At 55.4% G+C, this 22,810-nt stretch carries 14 protein-coding genes; 8 read left to right on the top strand and 6 right to left on the bottom strand.

The genetic code is table 11. The features are described from left to right. Positions 1-38: 38 nt before the first annotated feature. The gene (locus M8Q45_RS17635) at positions 39-575 is read right to left on the bottom strand and encodes a hypothetical protein (protein WP_249875774.1); all 537 of its coding nucleotides are present in this window, start codon (positions 573-575) and stop codon (positions 39-41) included. A 202-nt stretch (positions 576-777) separates the two neighbouring features. Here M8Q45_RS17635 and M8Q45_RS17630 point away from each other — a divergent pair, with 202 nt between their 5' ends. From M8Q45_RS17630 to M8Q45_RS17610, 5 genes are all read left to right on the top strand, one after another. Next, positions 778-2,559, top strand: coding sequence for a hypothetical protein (locus tag M8Q45_RS17630; RefSeq protein ID WP_249875773.1), 1,782 nt, complete (start codon positions 778-780; stop codon positions 2,557-2,559). A gap of 31 nt (positions 2,560-2,590) precedes the next feature. After that, a complete protein-coding gene (locus tag M8Q45_RS17625) occupies positions 2,591-4,996 on the top strand; it encodes a hypothetical protein (RefSeq protein ID WP_249875772.1) in 2,406 nt (801 codons plus the stop codon). A gap of 119 nt (positions 4,997-5,115) precedes the next feature. Beyond that, positions 5,116-7,500 carry a hypothetical protein gene (locus M8Q45_RS17620; RefSeq protein WP_249875771.1) on the top strand — a complete coding sequence of 795 codons (2,385 nt, stop codon included), beginning with the start codon at positions 5,116-5,118 and terminating at the stop codon, positions 7,498-7,500. An 86-nt stretch (positions 7,501-7,586) separates the two neighbouring features. Continuing rightward, a complete protein-coding gene (locus M8Q45_RS17615; protein ID WP_249875770.1) occupies positions 7,587-10,970 on the top strand; it encodes a hypothetical protein in 3,384 nt (1,127 codons plus the stop codon). A 72-nt stretch (positions 10,971-11,042) separates the two neighbouring features. Further along, entirely contained in the window at positions 11,043-15,596 is a 4,554-nt protein-coding gene (locus M8Q45_RS17610; protein WP_249875769.1) for an RHS repeat domain-containing protein, read from the top strand. 114 nt (positions 15,597-15,710) lie between these two features. Here M8Q45_RS17610 and M8Q45_RS17605 read toward each other — a convergent pair whose 3' ends face one another. After that, positions 15,711-16,445, bottom strand: coding sequence for a response regulator (locus tag M8Q45_RS17605; RefSeq protein WP_249875768.1), 735 nt, complete (start codon positions 16,443-16,445; stop codon positions 15,711-15,713). A gap of 66 nt (positions 16,446-16,511) precedes the next feature. After that, positions 16,512-16,787 (bottom strand): helix-turn-helix transcriptional regulator, encoded by a 276-nt coding sequence (locus M8Q45_RS17600; RefSeq protein ID WP_283939054.1) that lies wholly within the window; start codon positions 16,785-16,787, stop codon positions 16,512-16,514. Between the two features lie 352 nt (positions 16,788-17,139). On the opposite strand from M8Q45_RS17600, the gene M8Q45_RS17595 reads away from it, so the two are divergent. The 3 genes from M8Q45_RS17595 (at position 17,140) to M8Q45_RS17585 (ending at position 19,540) form a co-directional block, all read left to right on the top strand. Then, the gene (locus tag M8Q45_RS17595; RefSeq protein WP_249875767.1) at positions 17,140-17,544 is read left to right on the top strand and encodes a MarR family winged helix-turn-helix transcriptional regulator; all 405 of its coding nucleotides are present in this window, start codon (positions 17,140-17,142) and stop codon (positions 17,542-17,544) included. Between the two features lie 52 nt (positions 17,545-17,596). Further along, positions 17,597-18,805 (top strand): MFS transporter, encoded by a 1,209-nt coding sequence (locus M8Q45_RS17590; protein ID WP_249875766.1) that lies wholly within the window; start codon positions 17,597-17,599, stop codon positions 18,803-18,805. A gap of 183 nt (positions 18,806-18,988) precedes the next feature. After that, the gene (locus M8Q45_RS17585) at positions 18,989-19,540 is read left to right on the top strand and encodes a glutathione peroxidase (protein WP_249875765.1); all 552 of its coding nucleotides are present in this window, start codon (positions 18,989-18,991) and stop codon (positions 19,538-19,540) included. A 90-nt stretch (positions 19,541-19,630) separates the two neighbouring features. On the opposite strand, the gene M8Q45_RS17580 is transcribed toward M8Q45_RS17585, so the two are convergent. The 3 genes from M8Q45_RS17580 to M8Q45_RS17570 all read right to left on the bottom strand — a co-directional run bounded on the left by M8Q45_RS17580 (position 19,631) and on the right by M8Q45_RS17570 (position 22,034). Beyond that, positions 19,631-20,908, bottom strand: coding sequence for an OmpP1/FadL family transporter (locus M8Q45_RS17580; protein ID WP_249875764.1), 1,278 nt, complete (start codon positions 20,906-20,908; stop codon positions 19,631-19,633). A 144-nt stretch (positions 20,909-21,052) separates the two neighbouring features. Further along, a complete protein-coding gene (locus M8Q45_RS17575; protein WP_030142378.1) occupies positions 21,053-21,535 on the bottom strand; it encodes a hypothetical protein in 483 nt (160 codons plus the stop codon). A 274-nt stretch (positions 21,536-21,809) separates the two neighbouring features. Then, a complete protein-coding gene (locus M8Q45_RS17570) occupies positions 21,810-22,034 on the bottom strand; it encodes a hypothetical protein (protein ID WP_249875763.1) in 225 nt (74 codons plus the stop codon). Positions 22,035-22,810 lie beyond the last annotated feature (776 nt).

Raw genomic sequence — 22,810 nt, 5'->3', positions numbered from 1 at the left:
GGAGACAGACAGTGATGCCAAACAATCAAAGGAGGTGATTAATTGACCGGTTGAGAACGTTCGATATAAACGCAGCTGAGTCGCTCGTTCAAATTTCTGGTGGCGAAATACGACCCCACGTGAGCGTCTTCCACACGCGTATTCTTTTTCGGAATCAGTTCGCCAGCACTCGATCTTCTCAGTTCATCAATGGACATGGTTGCACTAGACCATTCAGTCGGCTGTTTAACGGTTTTAAGTTTGAAGAAAAAGTTATCGTCAGTCTTCGCGTCCGAGCAGGATTCATTTTCATAAAACTGAATCAACGTCGCCGAAGGAATATTCTCGAGCCAGAAAGTGGAAACCATATTGTTCTCGCAATATTGATTGCTCGCCCCGAAATTAAAAATCTGACTGGTCGCAGGGATGGCTAATGTACATTTTTCCTCGCCTTTGTCATTGTTAAAGTGTATTCGCCCATACGGGTTTCGGGCGTCGTCTTGTTTGATCGGCGCGGTTTGCGCTGCGGCAAAACTGCTTACTCCGAAAAACATCATCCATGCGCAAGTAGTCAGTACTGTTCTGGGATAGTTCATATGGGATACCTCGAATCTGATCCGCGTGAAGTAGGAGTGTGGTGTTGCCTTCTGCCCGACTTTAGCACCCGTAGCGGCGTTGGCAACCTAGCAGTTCTGCTAGTACCCAGCGTGATTGATCGAGCGTAAAACGTACTGACATATTCAGGTTTCTTCGTGGATTAACCTTCCACTCATTCGTATTGGCGTGAGGAGTAGCAACATGGCAGCAGGCGATCTACAGGGGCCGATCATTCCACTTTTGATCAACAACACAATTGATCCGCAAGCCTTGAACGGTGGGCCACTCCCAACGTATGCCAAGTACGACAATCCGTTGCTGGGCGATATTCTTTATCAGAGTTGGCTCGGCCTGGCGCAGGACGGTACGCCGGTAGATGTTAAGGATATTCCGATCCCTATAAATCCGGCCGAGGAGACGCAGTGGGGTTTCCTGATGGAGATCGCCAATCACTTCGTGCAGGCATTGGATAAGGGGCAGGTGTTTTATTCGTTTTTTCTTGAGCGCGTCACAGGCGAGCCCAGGGAGGAGTCCAAGAGAATCCATTTTGGTATTGGCAAGGACGGCTGGTTATCCGCACCTCAGATAAAAGAGTCCCATGACAACCAGCTGGATCCTGATGCGATTGCAGGCACTACGATGACGATCGCGGTAGTGCCTTATACCGTGATGTCTAACGGTGACGAGGTCAAACTTTTCTGGACGGGAACACGTGAAAATGGCACTCCCGGTCCCATCGTTGGCCCCTTTACCAAGACCTTGAGCGACACCGATACCGATCCCACCAACAACCCGGGGCAGGTACTGAGCTGGACCGTGCCAAGAAGCAGCGCCGTGGCGCTGCGCGGGGGCTCTATTACCCTGCATTACGAGATCAGCTATGTGTCGCCCAGCGCACAGGCTGACACCAAGTCGGCAGCACGCACGATTCTGGTGACGCCGCCCACGGAGACCGAGCTTGCAGCGCCGAGTGTCAAGGACCTGACGGGCACCGTGATCAACCCCGGCCAGTTTCCCGAGGGTATTCGCGTGGTGATTGCGCTCTATCCGGGCATTCGCATCGGTGACGATGTGCTGGTTTACGGAACGCGCACTGGATCGGGCAGCGGCCCGAACAAGAACACCATCCAGCACTTGAAGATCGATATCACCAACATCGAAAGCGGCAAGATTGAAGTGCCCATCGCCGCCCAGTGGCTGCTGGACAACCGCGGTGGCGCCGTGACCTTGCGTTACCAGTATGCGCGGGCCGATGCCGCCGGCTCCGGCATCCCCCTGGAGTTGACCGTGCGAGAACCCTTGGTGTTGCCGACACCGACGGTCGATCGCAGTGTGGTTGCCAATGGCCGGGACGAGCTGAATCCGGTAATGGCCATCAGCGGGGCTTATATCGCGATTCCTCCCGCCGCCACGATCGGTGACGGGGATACGGTGACGGCGTACTGGAAAGGCTTCGGTGCCAGTGGTTCGTGTGAAGTACAGGAGCCCAGTCAATTGAACCCAATGAAATTCAAAGTGCCGTCGACCGTGTTACCGCCGAACTTCGGTAAAACCGTTGAGGTGACGTACAACGTAGCCGGACAAGACGCCGAGCCGCCTTTACAACTCTTTATTCGACAGCTTGCCAATCATCCGAGTATCACCTGCGAACACGCTGAGGTCGGCACAGTCGCCACCCTGAAACTCTCGGACATTCCTGACGCAGGTACTTGGCTGAGTGTCGGACTCTGGCCATTTATTTCGACAGAACAAACAGTGCGCCTGTGGCTGACTGCCAGCGGCATTGCCGACCGGGACATTATTGCTGTGCGTCAGGTGTTGCCTGAAGAGAGTACGGAGGGTGTCAAGGCGCGCTTATTGAAAACAGACCTGACGGGTATTGCAGTGAATGCAATATTCGCCTTGAGGGTCAGTGTGAGTTTCGATGGTGGCAATTCGACCGTTGTGTTTACTAATCCGTTGTCGCTGAAGTTGTTGGCCTGATGTTCAACGGCAGACCTGAGATGATCAAATCATGAGCAAAATGTCGTTGGTTCAATTAGTGAACACCATGCAAGGTAAATCCCTGACCTATGGCTGGGACGCACTGACGCTCTATGATCAACGCAAGACAAACGAGTTGTTGTCTCAGCTGTATGTTGAGCGGTTTAATACCGAGGATGGGTATATCGAGCCCCTGTCAATAGTTGCGGATTGGGGGGGTGGATCATACAAGGAACATATCTACAATCTCAAGTTGAGTGCACCCCGTCTGTCGTTCGAAATTTCGGATCCCGAACTTCCGGCCCGGGCGCGCCTGACGATGGATATGATCGGCGGCATGATTGTCAGCACCAAGGCACATACGGGCGGTGCTCGCTATGTTTCGAAAATGTTGCAAGTGCTACCGATTCGCGGGCCGCAATTATGGATGGATCAGCCAGTGACAAAGGGCGTAGTCACTGGGGCCGGGGAGGTACTGATTGATCTCACCAATGCCGTTAACTTCAAGGCGAATTTCGTCATGGGTGAGATTAACCAGGCGCAGATAGGTGCGCGCTTCAAGGCGTATTTTGATGAGACCCTAACGCCAGAGCAAAAACGTTTTTCATTGGGGCGTCTGAGTAATGATTCTAATGGTGTATTGACCCCAAAAAATTTCGAAATACGAACAATGGCGTCGGCCCCCACCGCCGTGATGGGGGCCGAAGACTACGGCGATGGCGCCGTCCTCATGTTCATTACTTTGAAGGATGGTCAGGACGGTACAGGTTTTCCCAACATCAATGCGCCTTATCTGATTCCAGCGGACGGAAACGGTGCCAGGTTTACCGGGGCGATGTTGCTGTCCAGTAAAGCACTTGCTGAAAAAATTCTGAAACCTGCAATAGAGCAGTCAGTCGGAGCAGGGATGACCCTTGCACTTGGCAATTCGAGTCAGCATCTTGCTTCAACCCTGATAGCGACAGGCGGCGGCGCGTCTACAAGTTTTACGACTCCAACCTATTGGTACAGTGGGGGTGGGCCATCGTTTCCGCGTCCTATAGCATCGAACAGCAAACTGGATCCATTCACCTATGCATTTTCACCCGCATCGAGTGGAGGGGCAGGCTTCGTAGTAGGTTACGTCGCCCCTGCAAGTTTGCAAATCAGTTGGGCCGGAAAAATTGTTGGCGTATGCAGGGTGTCGGCGAGTCAGCAGTATTTTAATTTTGGGTTTGAGAGTGATTATAGTCTGGGCATGCGACTTGGTGCTTCAGTTGATAAGGAAACCAATCACGTGGAACTGGGTGGGGCGAATATCACCACCTCTGAGGTTGTTACTACATTTCATGGGAATGCAGGCCAACATTGGAATACGGATGGCGAGTCTGTAACTAGGAATGCTATTTCCGAAAGAACAAGGTCTGTACTTTTCAATGTTCTAAGAAAAATTGACATCCCATCCATTGATACGTTTTTGCTCAGAAATCTATTATTTCCCGGCCACAACGCCTTGCACCTGACCGAGGCGTTCGTTCCCGGAGATCTTGCGGTATTCGGTGAGATCGATCCGCTTCGCACCACCACGGTGATGGCGCCGTTGAACTCGACCATCGAGGCCGGCAGTACCCTGCAATTCAGTTTGACGCCCATGCCGGCTAACGTTCAATGGCGTGTGCGGGATGTGGACGGGGGAAACACCACACCGGGCGCAATCAGTTCGACCGGCAGATACACGGCACCGTCTCAGGCTCAATTGCCCAATAGTTTTATCACGGTCATGGTGACCGCTCAGGGGACGCTGGATGGACAACCCGTGCAAAGTTCGGCACTGGTTTCGGTGCTCCACAGCGCCATACAGACCAACCCGCTTTATGCCAGCTGCGATACCGGGCGAACGTTGGAGCTCGAAGGCAAAACACAGGGGAGTACGACGCTGCAATGGAGGATCTTGACTGAGCAGTGGGGGTCAACTTTAACAGCGGTTGCCGATGAGCCCGATAAGCGCCTGTATACCGCCGGGACCAACATGGACGCTGAGGTGCCTTTCCCAATCGATATAATCGAAATTAAAAATACAGCTAGCAATACAATCTCTTATATCTATTTGACCATTAATAAACCGCTCGTTATGGCGGCTATGGTACTTGACGAATCGAGTGATCCTGCAACTGGCACTGTACGGTTTGTTTTGTGGGGGGGGGGTAGTCCTATCGTTCCAAACCCTGGAGTGGTTACGCTGACCTGGCACTTGCTGGCAGGAGAGGGAAGTGTTGATCAGGACGGTGTATACACCGAGCCGGAGACAGTGGTGCCTGGAAGTTTTGCTGTCGTATCGGCCACGGCAAATTTTTGGGGAGCTAATCAAAAAGTACATGGGTATACGGTCATTCCGTTGCCGCTTGACAAATACGCTGAGCTTATTGGATCGGTGAGTCAGACCATTCGCGGTATTTGATCAAACGCTGAACTCACGGGTGGGCGATTTGACAACGGTGCTTTAAGGATTTGTTGAAGCTATCGGCCTGATGTCGAGGATACGTTGCTGTTCAATCTATTGTTTTTGGAGAACGAGTCATGAGTAAAATGTCGCTGAGCCAACTAGTGGGCGCAATGCAAGGTAAATCCCTGACCTATGGTTGGGACGCACTGACACTCTACGATCAACGTAAGGCAAATGAGTTGTTGTTTCAGTTATATATTGAGCGGTTTAATACCGAGGATGGGTATATCGAGCCCCTGTCAATCGTTGCGAAGTGGGGGGATGATTCATACAAGGAACATATCTACAATCTCAAGTTAAGTGCACCACGTCTGTCGTTCGAAAGCTCGGATCCCAGCCTTGCGGCCCGGGCGCGCCTGACGATGGATATGATCGGCGGCATGATTGTCAGTACCAAGGAACACGCGGGCGTTCGCTATGTTTCGAAAATGCTGCAAGTGCTACCGATTGGCGGGCCGCAATTATGGATGGATCAGCCAGTGACAAAGGGCGTAGTCACTGGGCTGGGTGATGTGGTGATTGATCTCAATAATGCCGATACCTTCATGGCAAACTTTGTCATTGGTTCGCTTGCCCAGGAACAGGTGGGCAGACGGTTCCAGGAGTACTTCGAAAACAACCTGTTACCTGAACAGAAATTTTTCTCGCTGGGTAGTTTGGAGGGGGATTTGAACGGCGTGTTGACGCCAAAAAATTTCGAAATAAGGACAATGAAATCCGATCCCACCGCCCTGTTCGGCGATGAGAACTATGGTGATGGCGCCGTCATGATGTTCATTACATTGCAGGATGGTCAGGACGGCATCACCTTTCCTAATAAGAATGCGCCCTATCTGATTCCAGCAGACGGAAACGGTGCCAGGTTTACCGGGGCGATGTTGTTGTCCAGCAGAGTCCTTGCCGAAAAAGTTCTCAAACCCGCACTGCAGAGTTCTATCGGAAATGGGCTGGTTTTGACGGTCGACGATCAGGGCCAGGACAACGCCTCGACGCTGGTAGCGACTGCCGGTGGGGGCAGCGCCAGGTATGAGGTTCGTTATAAATACTGGCAAGGCGGCGCCGGTTGGGGATATGAAAATGATGCGACGTCTACTTTGGATCCATTTCCCTATGATTTTACCGGGGGGAGCAACGTTAACGCTGGCCTGAAAGTAGATTTTGGGGAGGGTGGGCTGACAATTGATATTAGTTGGGCTGGCACTATTTCTGGACGATGTACAGTGCAGACTCAAAACATTAGTGGTCCTGACGTTATTGATTTCCATTGCAGTCATGATGTGGGGGTGAGATTTGAAGTCTCGCTGGATAAGGTAACAAATTATGTAGAGTTGAATAATCCAGAAGTCGTCGGTGATGTCACTGGTGTTACATTCTCTTCCCATCCAATAGTACCGTGGAATATGGACGGTGAGGCTGCAACCAGAAACCTTATCATTGAGAGCGTACGATCATTGATTCGCGGCACCCTTGATAAAATTGAACTTCCGTCGATTGACACATTCTTGCTCAGAAACCTTTTATTCCCTGGACATAACGCCTTGCACCTGACTGAGGCGTTCGTTCCCGGCGATCTTGCGGTATTCGGTGAAATCGATCCGCTTCGCACCACCACGGTCATGGCCCCGTTGAACTCGACCATCGAGGCCGGCAGTACCTTGCAATTCAGTTTGAAGCCCATGCCGGCTAACGTTCAATGGAGTGTGCGGGATGTGGACGGGGAAAACACCACACCGGGCGCAATCAGTGCGAGCGGTTTATACACCGCCCCGTCTCAGGCTCAATTGCCCAACGGCTTTGTTGCGGTGATCGTGACCGCTCAGGGGACGCTGGATGGACAACCCGTGCAAAGTTCGGCGCTGGTTTCGGTGCTCCACAGCACCATACAGACCAACCCGCTTTATGCCAGCTGCGATACCGGGAAAACGCTGGAGCTCGAAGGCAAGCCACTGGGGAATGGGACGCTGCAATGGACGATCTTGACTCCGCAGTGGGGGTCAACATTGACAGCGGTTGCCGGTAAGCCCGATGAACGCCTGTATACAGCCGGGAACAACATGGACCCTGCAGTGCCTTTCCCAATCGATAAAATCGAAATTAAAAATACGGCTAACAATACAGCCTCCTATATCTATGTAACCATTAATAAAGTGCTCATCCTGGTGTCTATGGTGCTTGACGAATCGAGTGATCCTGAGACGGGTACTGTACAGTTTAAATTGGAAGGGGACAGCGGTCCTCTGCCAGTCCCTGTGACCTGGGAGTTGCTGGCAGGAGAGGGAAGTGTTGATGAGGACGGTGTATACACCGAGCCAGAGACAGTTGCCCCTGGAAGCTTTGCTGTCATATCGGGTACTGCGGATGTGGGAATTAAAGTTTATGGGATTACGGCCATTCCGCTGCCACTTGGCAAGTACGCTGAGCTTATTGAAGCGGTGAGTCAGACCATTCGCGGTAGTTGATCAAGTCATCCCGGATTTCATTCGTATTACCGGCAACCTGGTTGTCGGTATTATTTCCATATCATCATTTTTAAGGCAGGTGAATCATGGCCAATTATTCGTTGGTTGAACTCACTAACAAAATGCAAGGCAAATCCGTCACCCTCGGCTGGGACGCCTTGGTCTTCATGAACCGCGCCAAGGTCAATAGCCTGTTGGAGCAGCAATACGTTACCCGCTTCAATAGCGACAGTTTTTTGAAGCGCATTTTCGGGGCGCCGGCAATGACCCCGGATGGCGATGAAGTGCTTGAACTGAGCGGGCTGATATTAAGTCACCCGCGTTTGAGCTTCGAAAAGGCCTCGTTGCGTGACTCCCGAGCGACCGCGACCATGGATATTGTCTCCGGCACCGTCTCGTATGTGCGCAAAGGCTCCAATCAAGTCCCCGGGGTCATCCTCTACAGCTATGTGGTGAGCGCCCACCAAGGGTTCACCCTCACCATGGACATTGACCTGGCGGCCAGTCGAGGCACGGTCAATGAACAAGGCAAGGTCATTATCGATATCGGCGATGGTTATAACTGTCGCTGCAACCTGGTTAACGAGGACAAAGCCCAAGAAGATTTGGGGAACTTTTTCAAGGCATTATTCCTCGCGCAAAAACCCGAGGACCGGGTCTACGAGTTGGGCATGCTGGACCTGCGGGACGTCGATTGGCTGGCGCCGCGTTCGTTCCAGATCCGCACCATGGCGACCGAAGAAGGGAAAATCCGCAGTTCTGACGACTACGGTGAAGGGGCGGTGGTGCTGTTGGTCAGGACCAAGGGGAATCCGACAGAGGGGGATGATCCGTTGGAAGGAGCGCTTGATTATCTGATTCCTAATGATCGGGATGCCGAAACGGGTAAAGCGCTGTATTCGGGGTCGCTGGTGTTGGCCAGTCGGGCGGTGTTTGATTGGTATATTCAGGATCAAATAGAAAAAGCGTTAGGGCATCATGTCAGGCTTAAGCGTGTATCGGAGTCTAATTATATCGCAAGATCACTAATAGCCTATTCTGGAGGGTTTGAGTTACCAGGCTATTATAATAAATACATCGATACACTCAATGAGTCTCAAGAAACGGCAACGTTTGGGCCTCAGCACTTAAATTTTCATGACCCTGATAGCAGTAATGCCCTTCATGTTGTTGTGAGCAGTAAGGGCGAGCTTCAGGTCGTATGGTCGGGCTCGCAAAAAGTCAATTTCAGAACTTTCTATTGGAGTCTTCTTTTTCCCGATAAAACCTGGCATACGAGTGGGTTAATGATTCCGAATTTTGATTTTCGTTTTGCACCTATCGTCGACTCGTCTACTAACGCTGTAGTGTTTGAATGTCGCAACTATGCATCACAAGTGGCTCAAGACTTTTCCGATATCGGCGGCGATGACCCGTTTATGCAACTTCCGGCTTTTGTGAAGGATGAAATACAGAGTACTTACCGGTCTGCAGGTGTGAGTATCGCCACGGCAATTAAAGATTCTGCGCTTGTCGATAGCTTTGATATCCCCGAAATCAACGTCCTGGCCATCAGCAACCTGCTCTTCCCCGAACGCAACGCCTTGCAACTGACCGAAGCCCGACTGCCGGGCGATCTGCTGATGGTCGGTCATATCGACCCGAAAGAAACCAGCTTCACCCTCGACCCACTGCTGCCGGTGATCAAGGCCGGTGAGCGCCAAACCTTCACCATTCGGCAACTGGGCTACAGAGCGTCGGATGTCACCTGGAGCGTGCGCAGTGTCGACGGCAGTCGGGCCCTGGGGACGATCGACAACGGTGAATACACGGCGCCGGATGCTCAGCTACTCGATGGCAGCGCGACACGCAATGTGGTCACCGCGACTTATACCGACTCGGCTACCGGCAAGGACGTGACAGCCTCGGCGCTGGTGACCGTGGCGATGGCCGGCGTGGTGGTGACCCCTTCGATGTCGCTGATCGATATGAGCGGTCGCCACAGCGTAACGCTCAAGGCCACCACGCTGAGCGGTTCCAGCTTGACCTGGACCCTGCGCGGCAATCTTGGCACCCTGACCCCCAACGGCAATGAGGCTGTCTACACGCCGCCATCGACAAATCCCGCCAACACGCTGGAAACCGTGCTGATCGATATTCAGGATGATGTTACCCAAGAGACGGCGATCGCCACCGTACTCCTGCGCTCGGGATCATTCGCGCTGGGGATCACCCCGGCTTTCCATCCGGGCTTGTTGCCCAGCGGTCGAGCATTGTTGCAAGGCCCGGCGGAGGCTACGCAGATAACCTGGGAGGTGGTCGCAGGAGAAGGCTCAATCACCCCGGAGGGCCTGTTCACGGCACCGGCAGTCATAACCGCGCCCTACAGCGTGGTAAAAGGCACATTGGCGGGTGTCGTTTCCGGCTACAGCATCATTCACTTGTCCGAACACGCCCGGCAGTCGAACTGGTACACCCTGGACACTTTCGAGTTCGAAGTGACGGCTATGCCGCCCACGGTGTATGCCAACGGCCTGCAGCAGGCCAGGGTAGTGGTTCGGGTCAAGCCCACGGATGTCGATGGCCAGGCGGTGGAATTGTCGGAAGCTGAATATGACAGTATCCGTCTGGTTTCGGCCGATCAAAAAATTCCGCTACCGGAGGTGGGTGAAGACGGCGTACCAGAAGGTAATAAATGGTATTACACCGAAACTCAAAACACCTACGACACTTACCCTCATCAAAACCTGGCCCCCCAATTGAAGGCTCAGGGGGACAGGCCGAAAGGGGTGCAGGTCAAGGAGTTTTTTGTTCAGTGTCATAAAGTCGAAGACCTGCGTGTCGCCGCCATGTTGCGCAGTGATAACTATGAGGATTTCTATTCCAATCCAAATGACGGTGACGGCGAGGCTAATCGCAAAGTCATTAACCTCGTCGCCGTTCAACCGCCAGCCGCAGGGAGCGTGGGCGGGATTGTCCTTACCTTCGGTGATAATGGGCCAACTCGCGTAGAGGGCGATCCAGACGACGAAAACGATCTGAGTACGCTGGATTACTATTATTTGAAACTGTTGATCAGACAAGTGCAGGTGGATATAAGAAATATCGAGTTCATCGGCAATACGAGCATGGTCAAATGGGAAAGTGACACCTCGCTTGAGGATGTTCACAGTATCACCGGGTATGCCCTTGCCGATGACAAAAACGATCAGGGTAAGACGATCTTGCACATTGACCCGATCCTCATGCGGCGATTGAACGGGCAACTTCAACTTCCAGAAGAAACGGTCAATCCTGGTTTTCCTGTGCCTGAAGGTGAAGTGTTGTTCAGTCTGCAGCGCCGAGAATACTGGCGATACGACCGGTATGCGAAAGCCGATTTCGACGCGGCGTTGAATGTGATTGTGTATGACGCCTATGGGAATAAACACACTGTAAGAATCGGCTTCGACGGTGTGAATCGAAACAAGCTGAAGATCGTCGGTCAGTAACGCTAATGGCTCAAGGCGCGATCTTTTCAGGCCGCGCTGTTTAAACCTATCTCTATTTTCAGGAAGAACGCCATGTCGACTTCTACTTCCGTGCATTCCAATGCCTTCAACTTCATGAGTTTCATCCAAGGCCAGGTCGACCCGCGCACCGGGCAATACACCTGCGCGATTTCCTTGCCCGAACTCAAGGCCAATAACCTGTGCGGCCCGGTCGTGCCGCTGCAACTGAATTTCAACCCGCTCAATAGCGGCGACAGCGGTTTCGGCAAAGGCTGGAACTTGCAACTCTCGCAGTTCGACCCGACCAGCCGGGTGTTGTCGCTGTATACCGGCGAAACCTTCAAGGTCAATACCGGCGGCGCCGAGACGGTCATCCCGGAGAAGAAACTCGACTCCTTTCATTTCCATGAACTGGATAGCCAGCGCTATCGCGTCGAACACAAGTCCGGGCTGGTAGAGATTCTCCAGATCGGACAAGGCGGGCTGGCCATGCCGGTAGAAATGCTCTCGCCTCAGGGCCACAGCGTCACGCTCCAGTACACGGCCTTCGGCACCGACCCGCTGCTCAGCAGCATCCGCAATGCCGACGGCACGCCGTTGCTCAGCCTGGTGCGCACCACCAACACCCTGCAGCTCAGGCTGCACCCGGGCAGTGCCTTCGAAGCCCTGTTCACGCTCAATATTATCGACGGTAAAACCAGCAGCCTGGTCTTGCCGACCGACGACAGCGCGTCCTGGCGCTTCGCCTACACGCCCTTGAACGACCTGACTTGCCTCCAGCACGTTTACAGCCCGACCGGCGGCCATGAAACCATCGGTTATTCGGGCGCGCCGCATTCCTTTCCAGGCCTGACCAACCGTAAGCTGCCTCGGGTCGCCTCGCACCAACGCGATCCGGGTTTCGGCCAGCCGGTGATCGAAACCCGCTATGAGTACGGCCGCGACGACCACAACTTCCTGGGCTTTGGCAGCGACATCACCTGGAGCGACGATGGTCTGGACAACCTGTATAAGGTGCGTGGCGACTATCAATACGAAACCACCGAGCGCCTCTGGGATGCCACCGGCAACCAGGCGGTGCGCAGTACCCGGCGAGTCTTCAACCGCTTTCATCTGATGGTGCTGGAAGAGGTGAGCCAAAAAGCCGCGCCCGGAAACGCCGACACCCTGTGGGTGACCGAGACCGAGTACTACATCAATCCGCAGCTGGATTTCAAGGATCAGCCGGCGTATTGCCAACTGCCGAAAACCGTGACCCAGACCTGGCGCAACGCCAGCGCCACCGAGCCCCGGCACACCGAAGTGGTGAGCACCAGCTATGACGATTTCGGCAACCTGCTGACCCAGGTCAACGCCAACGGCGTGACCGAAACCAGCGCTTGGTACAAGGCTGAGGGCGAGGACGGCTGCCCGGCCGATCCGCAAGGGTTCGTGCGCAACCTCAAGAGCAAAACCGTGACCTCGGCCGGCTCCGATTACGGGAATGCGCCGACCCTGCAAACCGACTATCGCTATGCCGAATATCCAGGGCTCACGGGCAGCGGGCCGTGGCTGGCGTTGAGCGAAGAGACGCTGCTCAACGGCAACCAGGCTTTGCAACACAGCGCCTTCACCTACATTGATGCGCCGGACAATGCGTTCGAGCACGGGCGCAAACTGCAAGACGCAGTGACCCTCAACGGCAAAACCACCACCACCGGTTACGCCTACAGCAAAACTCGAAACGCCCGGGCTGGAGAAGTCGTGCTGCACACCGTCAATACGTTGACCGGGTTCGACGGCGAGAAAAAAGTCATCACCCTGGAGCACTCGCTGCTCAACGGTGAACCGCTGCTCAACCGCGATGACAACGATGTGGAAATCGCCTACGAGTATGACCTGCTGGGCCGGGTGACCAAGGAAACCGTGGCGCCGGGCACCCCCTATGAGGCCAGCCGCACCTATACCTACACGCTCACCAACGCGGTGGGTCAACAGGCGATGCAAAGCGCCATGGACGTCAAGGGCGTCGAGACCCGCACCTGGTTGGACGGGCACAATCGGGTGCTCAAGGAAACCCGGCGCGATGCCGATGCCCTGGGCGGCAATCCGCAGGCATTCCGTGAGACCTACCGCGCGACCTACAACCACCTTGAACAGATGATCAGCGAAACCGTCATCGATTGGGAAAGAGCAAAAGACGTTCCCCTGACCAGTCTCTTCAACTACGACGATTGGGGTGAGCAGCGCAGTGTGATCCGACCCGATGGTATCGAGGAACATGAGGTCACCGACCCGATTGCCCGCACGACCACTCAATGGCTCGAGGGCATGGGTAAAACGGTCACGACCAATAACCTGTTCGACAAGCCCGACAGCGTCAAGCGTATCGACCTGGGCGGTCAACAGATCAGTGAACATCTCTACCATTACGACGGGCTTGGGCGCACCGTCGAGGAATACGACGCTGCCGGCAACTGGACGCGTTATGAGTACGACGCTTTCGACCGCATGACCAAAACCCTATTGCCGGACAGCAATGAAGTCGAGCGCCAGTATGCCGGACACAGCAGCGAAGACCTGCCGGTGAAGATCAGTGTCAACGGCGTGGTATTGGGGGAACAGGTCTTCGACGGTCTTGACCGGATGATCGTTTCGATTACCGGCGGGCGTGAAAGTGTCTATACCTTCGATTCAGGGCAAAGCCAGCCAAAAAGCGTCAAGCGTCCCAGCGGCCTGGAAACCGGTTACGTCTACCGGCCTGAACTCGGTGAAGACCCGGAGCAACGGATCGCCGTCGAGAGTACCGCGCAATATGAATATGACCCCCAGAACGCTCGTCTGCTACGCACGCAAGAGCAGGGCAATACACTCATCCGCGAGTACTTCAGCACCGGCGAACTGAAAAGCGAGCGCCGGGAGCAGACGGATGAAGATCCGCGCGTCATGCACTACGAATACAGCCGGCAAGCACGCTTGATGAGTTATACCGATGTGCTCGAGCAAACCCAGACCTACGAGTACGACCAATACGCCAGATTGACCGCCACTGCACTGGGTAATACCCGCTCGACGTTCACTTATGACGAGCTGGGGCAACTTCAGGGCATCGAAACGCTCGATGGCGCGCAGAGGCTGAAGATCGATCTTGAGTACGATGATTTCGGCCGGGAAGTACTGCGTACATTCGACCTGAGCGGCGGGGTGATCCAGACCCTGGCCCAGACTTACGACGAGGTCGACAGGCTGACTCAGCGTACCTTGGTGCAAGGCACTGAAACGCTGCGTGACGAAGGCTATGCCTACGACTCGCGCGGACGTCTGGTCGAGTACACCTGCAATGGCAGCCAGGCGCCCGAAGATCCCTATGGTAAAACCATCCAGGGCCAGCTGTTCAGTTTCGATGCGCAGGACAATCTGGACTTTGTGGAGACCACGTTCGAGGGCGGGCGCAATGCGAGCTACTACGAATACACAAACGCGGCCGATCCCTGCCAGCTGACGGCGATCACCAATACCCATCCGGACTACCCGCAACGGCTTGACTTCACCTATGACGCCGACGGCAACCTGTTGCAGGACGAAGCCGGCCGTCTCTTGGGCTATGACAGCCTGGGACGCTTGATCAGCGTCAGCGCCTTGTCCGGTGAAACGGCCAATGACTATCACTATGACTCACTCGACACCTTGAACGGACGCAGTACTTCTGGCGGCCATGAACAGCGTTTTTATCAGAACGGCGAACTGACCAACCAGATTCAGGGTTCCACCCGCAGTACCTTCCTACGTGCAGATGGCATTGTGCTCGCCGAGCACCAGGCAGGTGCTGGGCCAAAGTCCCTGTTGCTGGCCAGTGATGACAAGAACAGCGTGTTGTGCGAGGTCAGTCAGGATGCGCGCCAGGACATCGCCTACTCACCCTACGGCCATCGCGCGGATGACGCGTCGCTGAGCAGCCATTTGGGTTACAACGGCGAACGACGGGAAACGCAAACCGGTTGGTATTTGCTGGGCAATGGCTATCGGGCGTTCAATCCGTTGTTGATGCGGTTTCACAGCCCGGACAGTTGGAGCCCGTTTGGGGAGGGGGGGGTGAATACGTATACGTATTGTCTGGGGAATCCGATCAGGTTTACGGATCCGACGGGGCACGGTGTTTTCGGGGGCGTTATGAGACTTTTCGGGGTTGCGACGAAAGCTAATAAAGCCGCAAAGCGTCAAGCAGGCAAGGCTGTATCGGAGATATTGGAAAGGGGCAAAAACAGTCCTGAACTAATACCTATTTCTAAGCTTGACCCGAAGCAAATTAAAAAAATAAACAGTCGAGAGGTTACATCAGAAATACTGGAACATAACTTAATTGTCGACGCAGTGAAGAAGGACCAAGCGCTTCGGAATGAGATATTATCCAATAATACATGGCTGAAAAAAGTTTCTGAAGGAAGAGTTTTTGCCAAACCTGACCGCGTGACTGAGGTAGTTGAGAAAAGTTCGATACTTAGACAAGAAGTGCTGGAGCATCAAGCCAGGACGCGAGAAACTCTTTTTAATCGCCCACCTACATTTGAAGGATTGAGTTCTTTCGAACATCCACTTCCCGGCTACAGTGATGTGGCTCATTCCAGCAGATCAATTAGGGGCGGCTGAGTACTCTCATCCATCTGCGGCACTGCACTACCGGGTGATGTAGTGCAGGACTACAATCACACTTTTTGTGACATGTCGTTGGCTGAATTCTGCCTTGAATATAAAAGGCGGCCGTCACCCCCTCAACCCATTCAACCTCGCAAACTCCACCAACCCACCGTCATGGCCAAGTCCCAACTTGTCCATGGCGGTGCGTTTTTGTCGGCTGATGGTTTTTTCACTGCGATTGAGCTGGGCTGCAATCTCCCTGCCCGACATTCCGCGCACGAACAACCTCACCACCTCCAGCTCCCGCTCGGAAAGGTTCAGCCGGCTGTCGTCCGAGCCTGTGGCGGCCAGGGATTGGCCTTGCACAAGCTTGAGAAATGCTGGGCAGGCATACCGCCGCCCCAGGGTGACACCGAGAACGGCCTGTTTCAGTTCCGTCAAAGGACTGCGTTTATCGAACAAGCCGTTCACGCCGGCATTGAGCAAGGCCCGCAACATGGACGCATTACGCAGCATGGTGATCACGATCAGGGGGCAGGCGCGGTAGTGCCGTTTCAAATAACCCATCAGGGCCAGGCCGTCCGGGAACTGCCCATCCGGCATCGAATAGTCGCTGATCATCAGGTCGCAGGGCGTGCGTTCCAAATGCTGGAGCAGTTCATCGGCGTTGCGGGCCTTGGCAACCACTGAAAACCCAAGCCCCGCCAGGACCATTTCGACGCCCGTCAGCACAACGGGGTGATCGTCGGCGAGGATGATGCGTATGGGCTTATCCGAAGGGGGCCTGTGCGACACGTGCGTATCGTCACAGGTACTGAGGCCGAAAATGTCGCGGTGTTCAGGCGTGTGGTTCAGATTCATTGCTGCCTTTAAGCCTCTACAGGGCCCAAGCACATCCCGACCGCTGCTGGGATGCCATCGGTGCGCTTAGATCAAGCCGCGTTCGCGCGCGATTTTCCCCGCGAGATGCCGGGAGCTGACGCCGAATTTTTTGCGGATGTTGTTGAAGTGGTAATTGACGTTGGCTTCGCTGCAATCGACGATCATGGAAATCTCCCAGGAGGATTTGCCGGCTTCGCTCCATTGCAGGAATTCCTTTTCACGCTTGGTGAGTAGAACCGTTTGGGGTTGGTCGCTCTCTGTGGAGGGGTAATGGCCTTGATATGGCGACGAACGTCCAGAAGTGGAGGTGCTGTGGTACATGATTGAAACTCCTATTTTCATTGATCTCGTGGGGGCGGCGGAATCTTCCTACTTCTGGATGGCATGATCCGCACGACCCGTCTTCAGCCCCTGAGCCAGGGCTGGAGGCACGGTTTCGTTTATAACTCCATTCAAACCAGCTGAAACCTGTCAGAGGTTACAGGTGGTGGACTCTAATGAGGATTGATCGAAAAGGCTGTCAGTCAAAGCGTTTGATATTGTGGGATTTGTTCTCGTTCGGCGTGGGTTTACCGCTTGTCCTGATGGGAGAAAACGGGGCTTGGTGCCTATGCCGCAAAGGTATCCTCCATTTAAATTTGCATTCAGCCAACCGCGGGTATATACACGCACCATGCTTCCTTCCCAGTGTTTGTGCATCAACCTGCGTCGTGCCGCACGTGGCGTCAGCAGGTATTACGACGGCGCCCTCGATGGCTTCGGGATCAACGTTGCCCAGTATTCTTTGCTCAATAACCTGGCGCGCCTGGACCAGCCGAGCATTTCCTCCCTGGCCGAGGCCATGGGCCTGGACCGCAGCACCCTGGGGCGCAACCTGCGGGTGCTGGAAGGCGAGGGGTTGGTGACCCTGGCCGAGGGCGAAGACCTGCGCAACCGTATTGTCGTGCTCACCGAGGCAGGGCATGCGCGGTTGGCGGCGGCGTTGCCGGCCTGGGAAGCGGCGCAACAGAAATTGATCGATAAGCTCGGTGCCGAAAAACGCGCGACCTTGCTGGCCTTGCTGGATGAACTGGCGTGATGCCGGTTCGTTCGATGATAAGTGGGTATATACCCGCGACCGGAGAATAAGAATGACATCGATGTGGCGTACCTGTGGTTGGGTCCTGGTGGGCAGCGCGTTGATATTGGCGTTGTCCCTGGGCGTGCGGCATGGCTTCGGGCTGTTCCTGGCGCCGATGAGCGCCGAATTCGGCTGGGGCCGCGAGGTGTTTGCCTTCGCCATTGCCTTGCAGAACCTGATCTGGGGGTTGGCGCAGCCGTTTACTGGCGCGCTGGCCGACCGCTTCGGTGCGGCAAAAGTGGTGTTGATCGGTGGCGTTCTCTACGCACTTGGCCTGGTCTTCATGGGCATGGCCGACTCCCCCTGGTCGCTGTCGTTGAGCGCCGGCCTGTTGATCGGCATCGGCCTGTCCGGCACTTCGTTCTCGGTGATTCTTGGCGTGGTCGGGCGGGCCGTACCCCCGGAAAAACGCAGCATGGGCATGGGCATCGCCAGCGCGGCCGGTTCTTTTGGCCAGTTCGCCATGCTGCCGGGCACGCTGGGCCTGATCGGCTGGCTCGGCTGGTCCGCCGCGCTGCTCGCGCTGGGGTTGCTGGTGGCATTGATCGTGCCGTTGGTCAGTATGCTCAAGGATGCGCCGGCGCCACTGAGCGGCAACGAGCAGACCTTGTCCGAGGCGTTGCGCGAGGCGTGCAGTCATTCCGGTTTCTGGCTGCTGGCGGTCGGTTTTTTTGTCTGCGGCTTCCAGGTGGTGTTCATCGGCGTGCATCTGCCGGCCTATCTGGTGGACCAGCACCTGCCAGCCAGTGTCGGCACCACCGTGTTGGCGCTGGTCGGACTGTTCAATATCTTCGGCACCTACACTGCCGGCTGGCTGGGCGGACGCATGTCCAAGCCGCGCCTGCTCACGGGTCTGTATCTGGTGCGTGCGGTGGTGATCGGCCTGTTCCTGTGGCTACCGGTGACGACGACCACGGCCTATCTGTTCGGCATGGCGATGGGTTTGCTGTGGTTGTCGACGGTGCCGCTGACCAATGGAACGGTAGCCACGTTGTTCGGCGTACGAAATCTCTCGATGCTGGGTGGGATCGTGTTCCTGTTCCACCAGTTGGGTTCGTTCCTGGGCGGCTGGCTGGGCGGGGTGGTGTACGACCGGACCGGCAGTTATGACTTGATCTGGCAAGTCTCGATTTTGCTCAGCCTGCTGGCGGCGGCATTGAACTGGCCGGTGCGTGAGCGCCCGGTGGCGCGCCTGCAAGCCCAGGTCGGTGCGGCATGAGTCGCGTCGGTCCCTGGTTGATCGTGGCTGGCGCTGCTGCGCTGCTGGCGCTCGCCTGGTGGGGCTGGCATCAGGGCGGGTTGGCTTTGATGCAACTGGGCATGGGCAACTGCTGACGTGTGGACGGCACTGGGCATGGCGGAGTAACGTCTTGGTCTGACAGGCTTACAAGGAAAATCCGACATGCTGATGCGCTGGCTTGCTGTTCCCGCCCTGTTGCTCGCTGTGGGCGGGCAAGTATGGGCGGCTGATTGCCCGCGGTTGCTGGAAGGCCAATTACTCAAATTGCGGGCCAAGGAAACCATCGATTTGTGCCAGCGCTTTGCCGGCAAGCCGTTGGTGGTGGTCAACACCGCCAGCTTCTGTGGATTCGCGCCACAGTTCAAAGGGCTCGAGGCGCTGAACCAGCGTTACAAGGGAGAAGGGCTGGAAGTGCTGGGCGTGCCGTCCAACGACTTCAAGCAGGAATCCAAGGACGGTGCGGAAACCGCCAAGGTCTGCTACGTCAACTACGGCGTGACCTTCACCATGACCGAGCCGCAACCGGTGCGAGGCGCGGACGCCATACCGTTGTTCAAGCACCTGGCCGAACAATCCAGCGCGCCGAAATGGAATTTCTATAAATATGTAGTCGACCGCCAGGGCAAGGTGGTCGGCAGTTTTTCCAGTCGGATCAAGCCTGATGATCCTGATTTCATCAAGGCGGTAGAGGCGGCCATTGCTTCCAAACCCTGACCGCCAGTCGCGAAAAAGCCCCGCCTCTTTGCAGAGTGCGGGGCTTTTTTTCGCTTCAATGGGGGAGGCGTTCAACCTCGCCGTGAATCATCAGAAGCGATAGGTTGCACCGACACCGAAGCCGTTGGCGCTGTTTTCGTATTCAGCGTTGTAGGCCTGACCCAAGGCGTTGGTCCTGTTGACGTTGACTTTTTCTTCCTTGAGGTAGGAATACGCCACGTCGATGGTCAGGTCTTCGGTTGGGCTCCAACCGGCACCGAGGCTGAAGATGGTCCGGTCACCGGTAGGAATGCGTGGCGAGCGGTCGGTGTTGTTGGCAGGCGACTGGTCGAAGGTCAGGCCGGTGCGCAGCACCCACTGTTTGTTCAACTGGTAGGAGGTACCGATGGCGTAGGCCCAGGTGTCATGCCAGTTCTGTTCTTCGGTGATGGTGCCGAAAAGGGTGGGGTTCAATGCGCCGCCGCCCGTGACGTCGTTGTTCACGGTGATGTCTTTCAGGCGGCTCCAGCGAGTCCAGGTGCTACCGGCATAGACCGTCCAGGCATCATTGATTTCCTGGGTCACCGAGAAGTCCACCGATTCAGGCGTGGTGATGTCCAGGGAGGCGTCGTAGCGCCCATCTACCAGAAGGCCTGGGAAAACGGGAGTGCCACCCGGGTTCACTTCAGTATGGCCTTCCAGCTTGTATTTGACCTTGGAGTGATACGTCAGGCCAACACGGGTGGTATCGGTCGCCTGCACCAAGAGACCGATGTTGTAGCCGTAGCCGATATCATCGCCTTTGATCTTTACATTGCCGTTGGTAGACAGGCCCGGTACATCCAGTGCCGACTCCAACGAACCCGAAATCCGGTTGATGGTCGGGCCAAAACCAATCGACACCTTGTCGTTGAAGGCGTAGCTGATGGTTGGCTGAAAGGTCACGACCTTCACTTCGCTCTTGCTGCCGAAATTGCGGCCCTGGAAGCTGTTTTCATAGTCGGTGATCAGGCCAAACGGGGCGTAGACGCCCAGGCCGAACGCCCACTGATCATCGATAGGCTTGACGTAGTAGCCCATCGGAACGCCAGTGAACGGGACCATGTCGCCATCGTTGGTGCCGGACTGGGTGCCGCTGGTGTCGCTGAGATCGGTGGACGCGTCGATCACGGCGAAGCCGCCGGTGACTTGCTGGCGCTTGAGGCGCGACATGCCGGCAGGGTTGCCAAACACGGTGCTTGCGTCATCGGCAGAAGAAGAACGACCCGCGAAGCCAGTGCCCATGCCACTGATGCTTTGTTCGTTCAAGGCAAAGCCACTGGCAAAAATTTGGGTGGATGCCAAGGTCACGGCAAGGCCAAGGGTGGTTTTGAGCATCATTTTTTTCATTGTTAGAACTCCAGGTGATCACCGAGGCGAAAATTACCAACATTTTCGTGCAAGCGCTATAGCTTGTATCGCTTGTTTTAGAGGGGTTTTGTAGGACAATCCGACCAAATTCATGACATTTGTAGGAAGTTTCCATTTTTCCGTTCAGCAGGCGACCTGATTCACAGGTGAGACACAATTTTGCCAGGCGCAGGTAAAGTCCCTTAGGCGGCCTGGAGGGTGGAAAACCTGGCGCCAGATCCGGGCCATGCCCAGCAGGTCGTCGGCGTTGGGAAGCGGGGTGGCGTGTTCTTCCACCAATAACCAGGCGATGGCCGTGGCGTAGCGCAGGTTGACGGTGAGTTCAAGATGAGGGCCGCTGAGGAAAGCGTGCTGGCTTGCCAGGCCACGCACCAGGCTGGCACGTTCCGGATCCAGGGCGAGGTAGTCGTCCCAGAGGGCTTGATGGCGAGGTTCGGTGATCCGGTACAAACCGTGTCCGCGGCGATCATGCAAGGCGGCGCCCAAGCCTGACTGGCTGGCGGCAATCCCCAGCAGCAAGGCTTCCGCCGTGGTGCTGTGGCTCCCCAGGTACAGGAGCGTCGGGCGGATCACATATCGACACAGTTCGCTGGCAGCGATACCCATAAGACCCTCGGATCGGGAAAATGGGCGAAGCCTGAAGGTATGGGCTTGGCAGCGGGTGGATCGGTTCAGGCTCCGCCGAAGCGGATCATGCCGCTCGAGTTGAAGTGTAGTGTCATATCTGCGCTGTAAAGGCCTGTTTTTAAACCATGTTCGCCGAACGGTTATGACTGTTATAGCCATACGTGCTTAAGCCGTTGCGCTTTATCGAGAAACGCCGGGCAATAAAAAGCCCCGCTTTCAGGGCGGGGCCTTTGGGTTTCAGCGCTTCGGCGTTTCAGGCAACCAGTGCCTGGCGGGTACGCTCGATCACGGCCTGCAGCGGCTCGGCGCTGGAGTACTGGTCGGGGTAGAGGCGTTCGCTGTGACGAGCGATACCGTGTTCGTTGACCAGCGTGAAGCTGAAGCAGCCTTTGCGAGCGGCCATGATCAGGCAGTTCATTGGAGCAAAAGCGTTGGTTAGGGTGCGAATGGCATCCTGTGTCTGGATTTGATTAGACATGTTATGGGTGTTCCTGCAAATGACACGGTTAAGAACCGTGCAGCGTTAAAACGTTCCAGTAACGTCGACCACCATTGGTCGAACGAAGAACCCGACTGGAACAAAGCAGCCAGTTTGAGCGCTATATAAAGGGCGCGCTTGGGCTGGCAGGTAGGTACTTAGGAGGGCAGGCAACACGGCAAGGGCAAAGGTTCTGGGCCCGGGGTGAAGATCCTGATCAATTTTGCAGGTTGGTTCGGTCAGAGTAACGAGCTTGGCATCACACCTCGCATTCGTGCGAAAAGCGTGTTGGCGCAAGGGGTACCTGGAAACCATCGAGGGGGGCGGTCTCTTTTTTCGGTGAGGCGTCCCTTGGGGGATGGCTGACCGCGGAGATGTTTCCGACCCGGAATTGACTTTCAGCTTGGTACTAACGCCGCGGATACTAACGGATCGAATCGGTGAAGGGAAGGGCGTTGGTCAAAAAAGAAACAGTCCCGCCGACGACCGGCAGGTGGCGGTTTGCCTTCATTGATCAGATTTGTCCACAGGATGCAAGCCCTCATGAGCCAAAAAAGCGCGGCGATATAACCGTTCGGATGTTACTTGTACACACCGGTGCGCCGAGTTGTCACCTAACTGTCACGTTGAAACATTCGGGGGTAGGTGCCTGTATCCAAAATTTAAGTCAATGAAAAACATCGCTTTTTTTTACTGGTGAAAAAATCGTCAGTTTGAGCGCAGGCCCCGTTCCACAGGGCTTGCGGCGGGTTCAAGGTGGGTTGTCCACTGAGTTA

Origin of the sequence: Pseudomonas sp. T1.Ur, from assembly GCF_023516725.1 — a bacterium.
Lineage (GTDB): Bacteria > Pseudomonadota > Gammaproteobacteria > Pseudomonadales > Pseudomonadaceae > Aquipseudomonas > Aquipseudomonas alvandae.
Note: the sequence above shows the minus strand (reverse complement) of the source record. Positions and strands in the feature narration are given on the sequence as shown.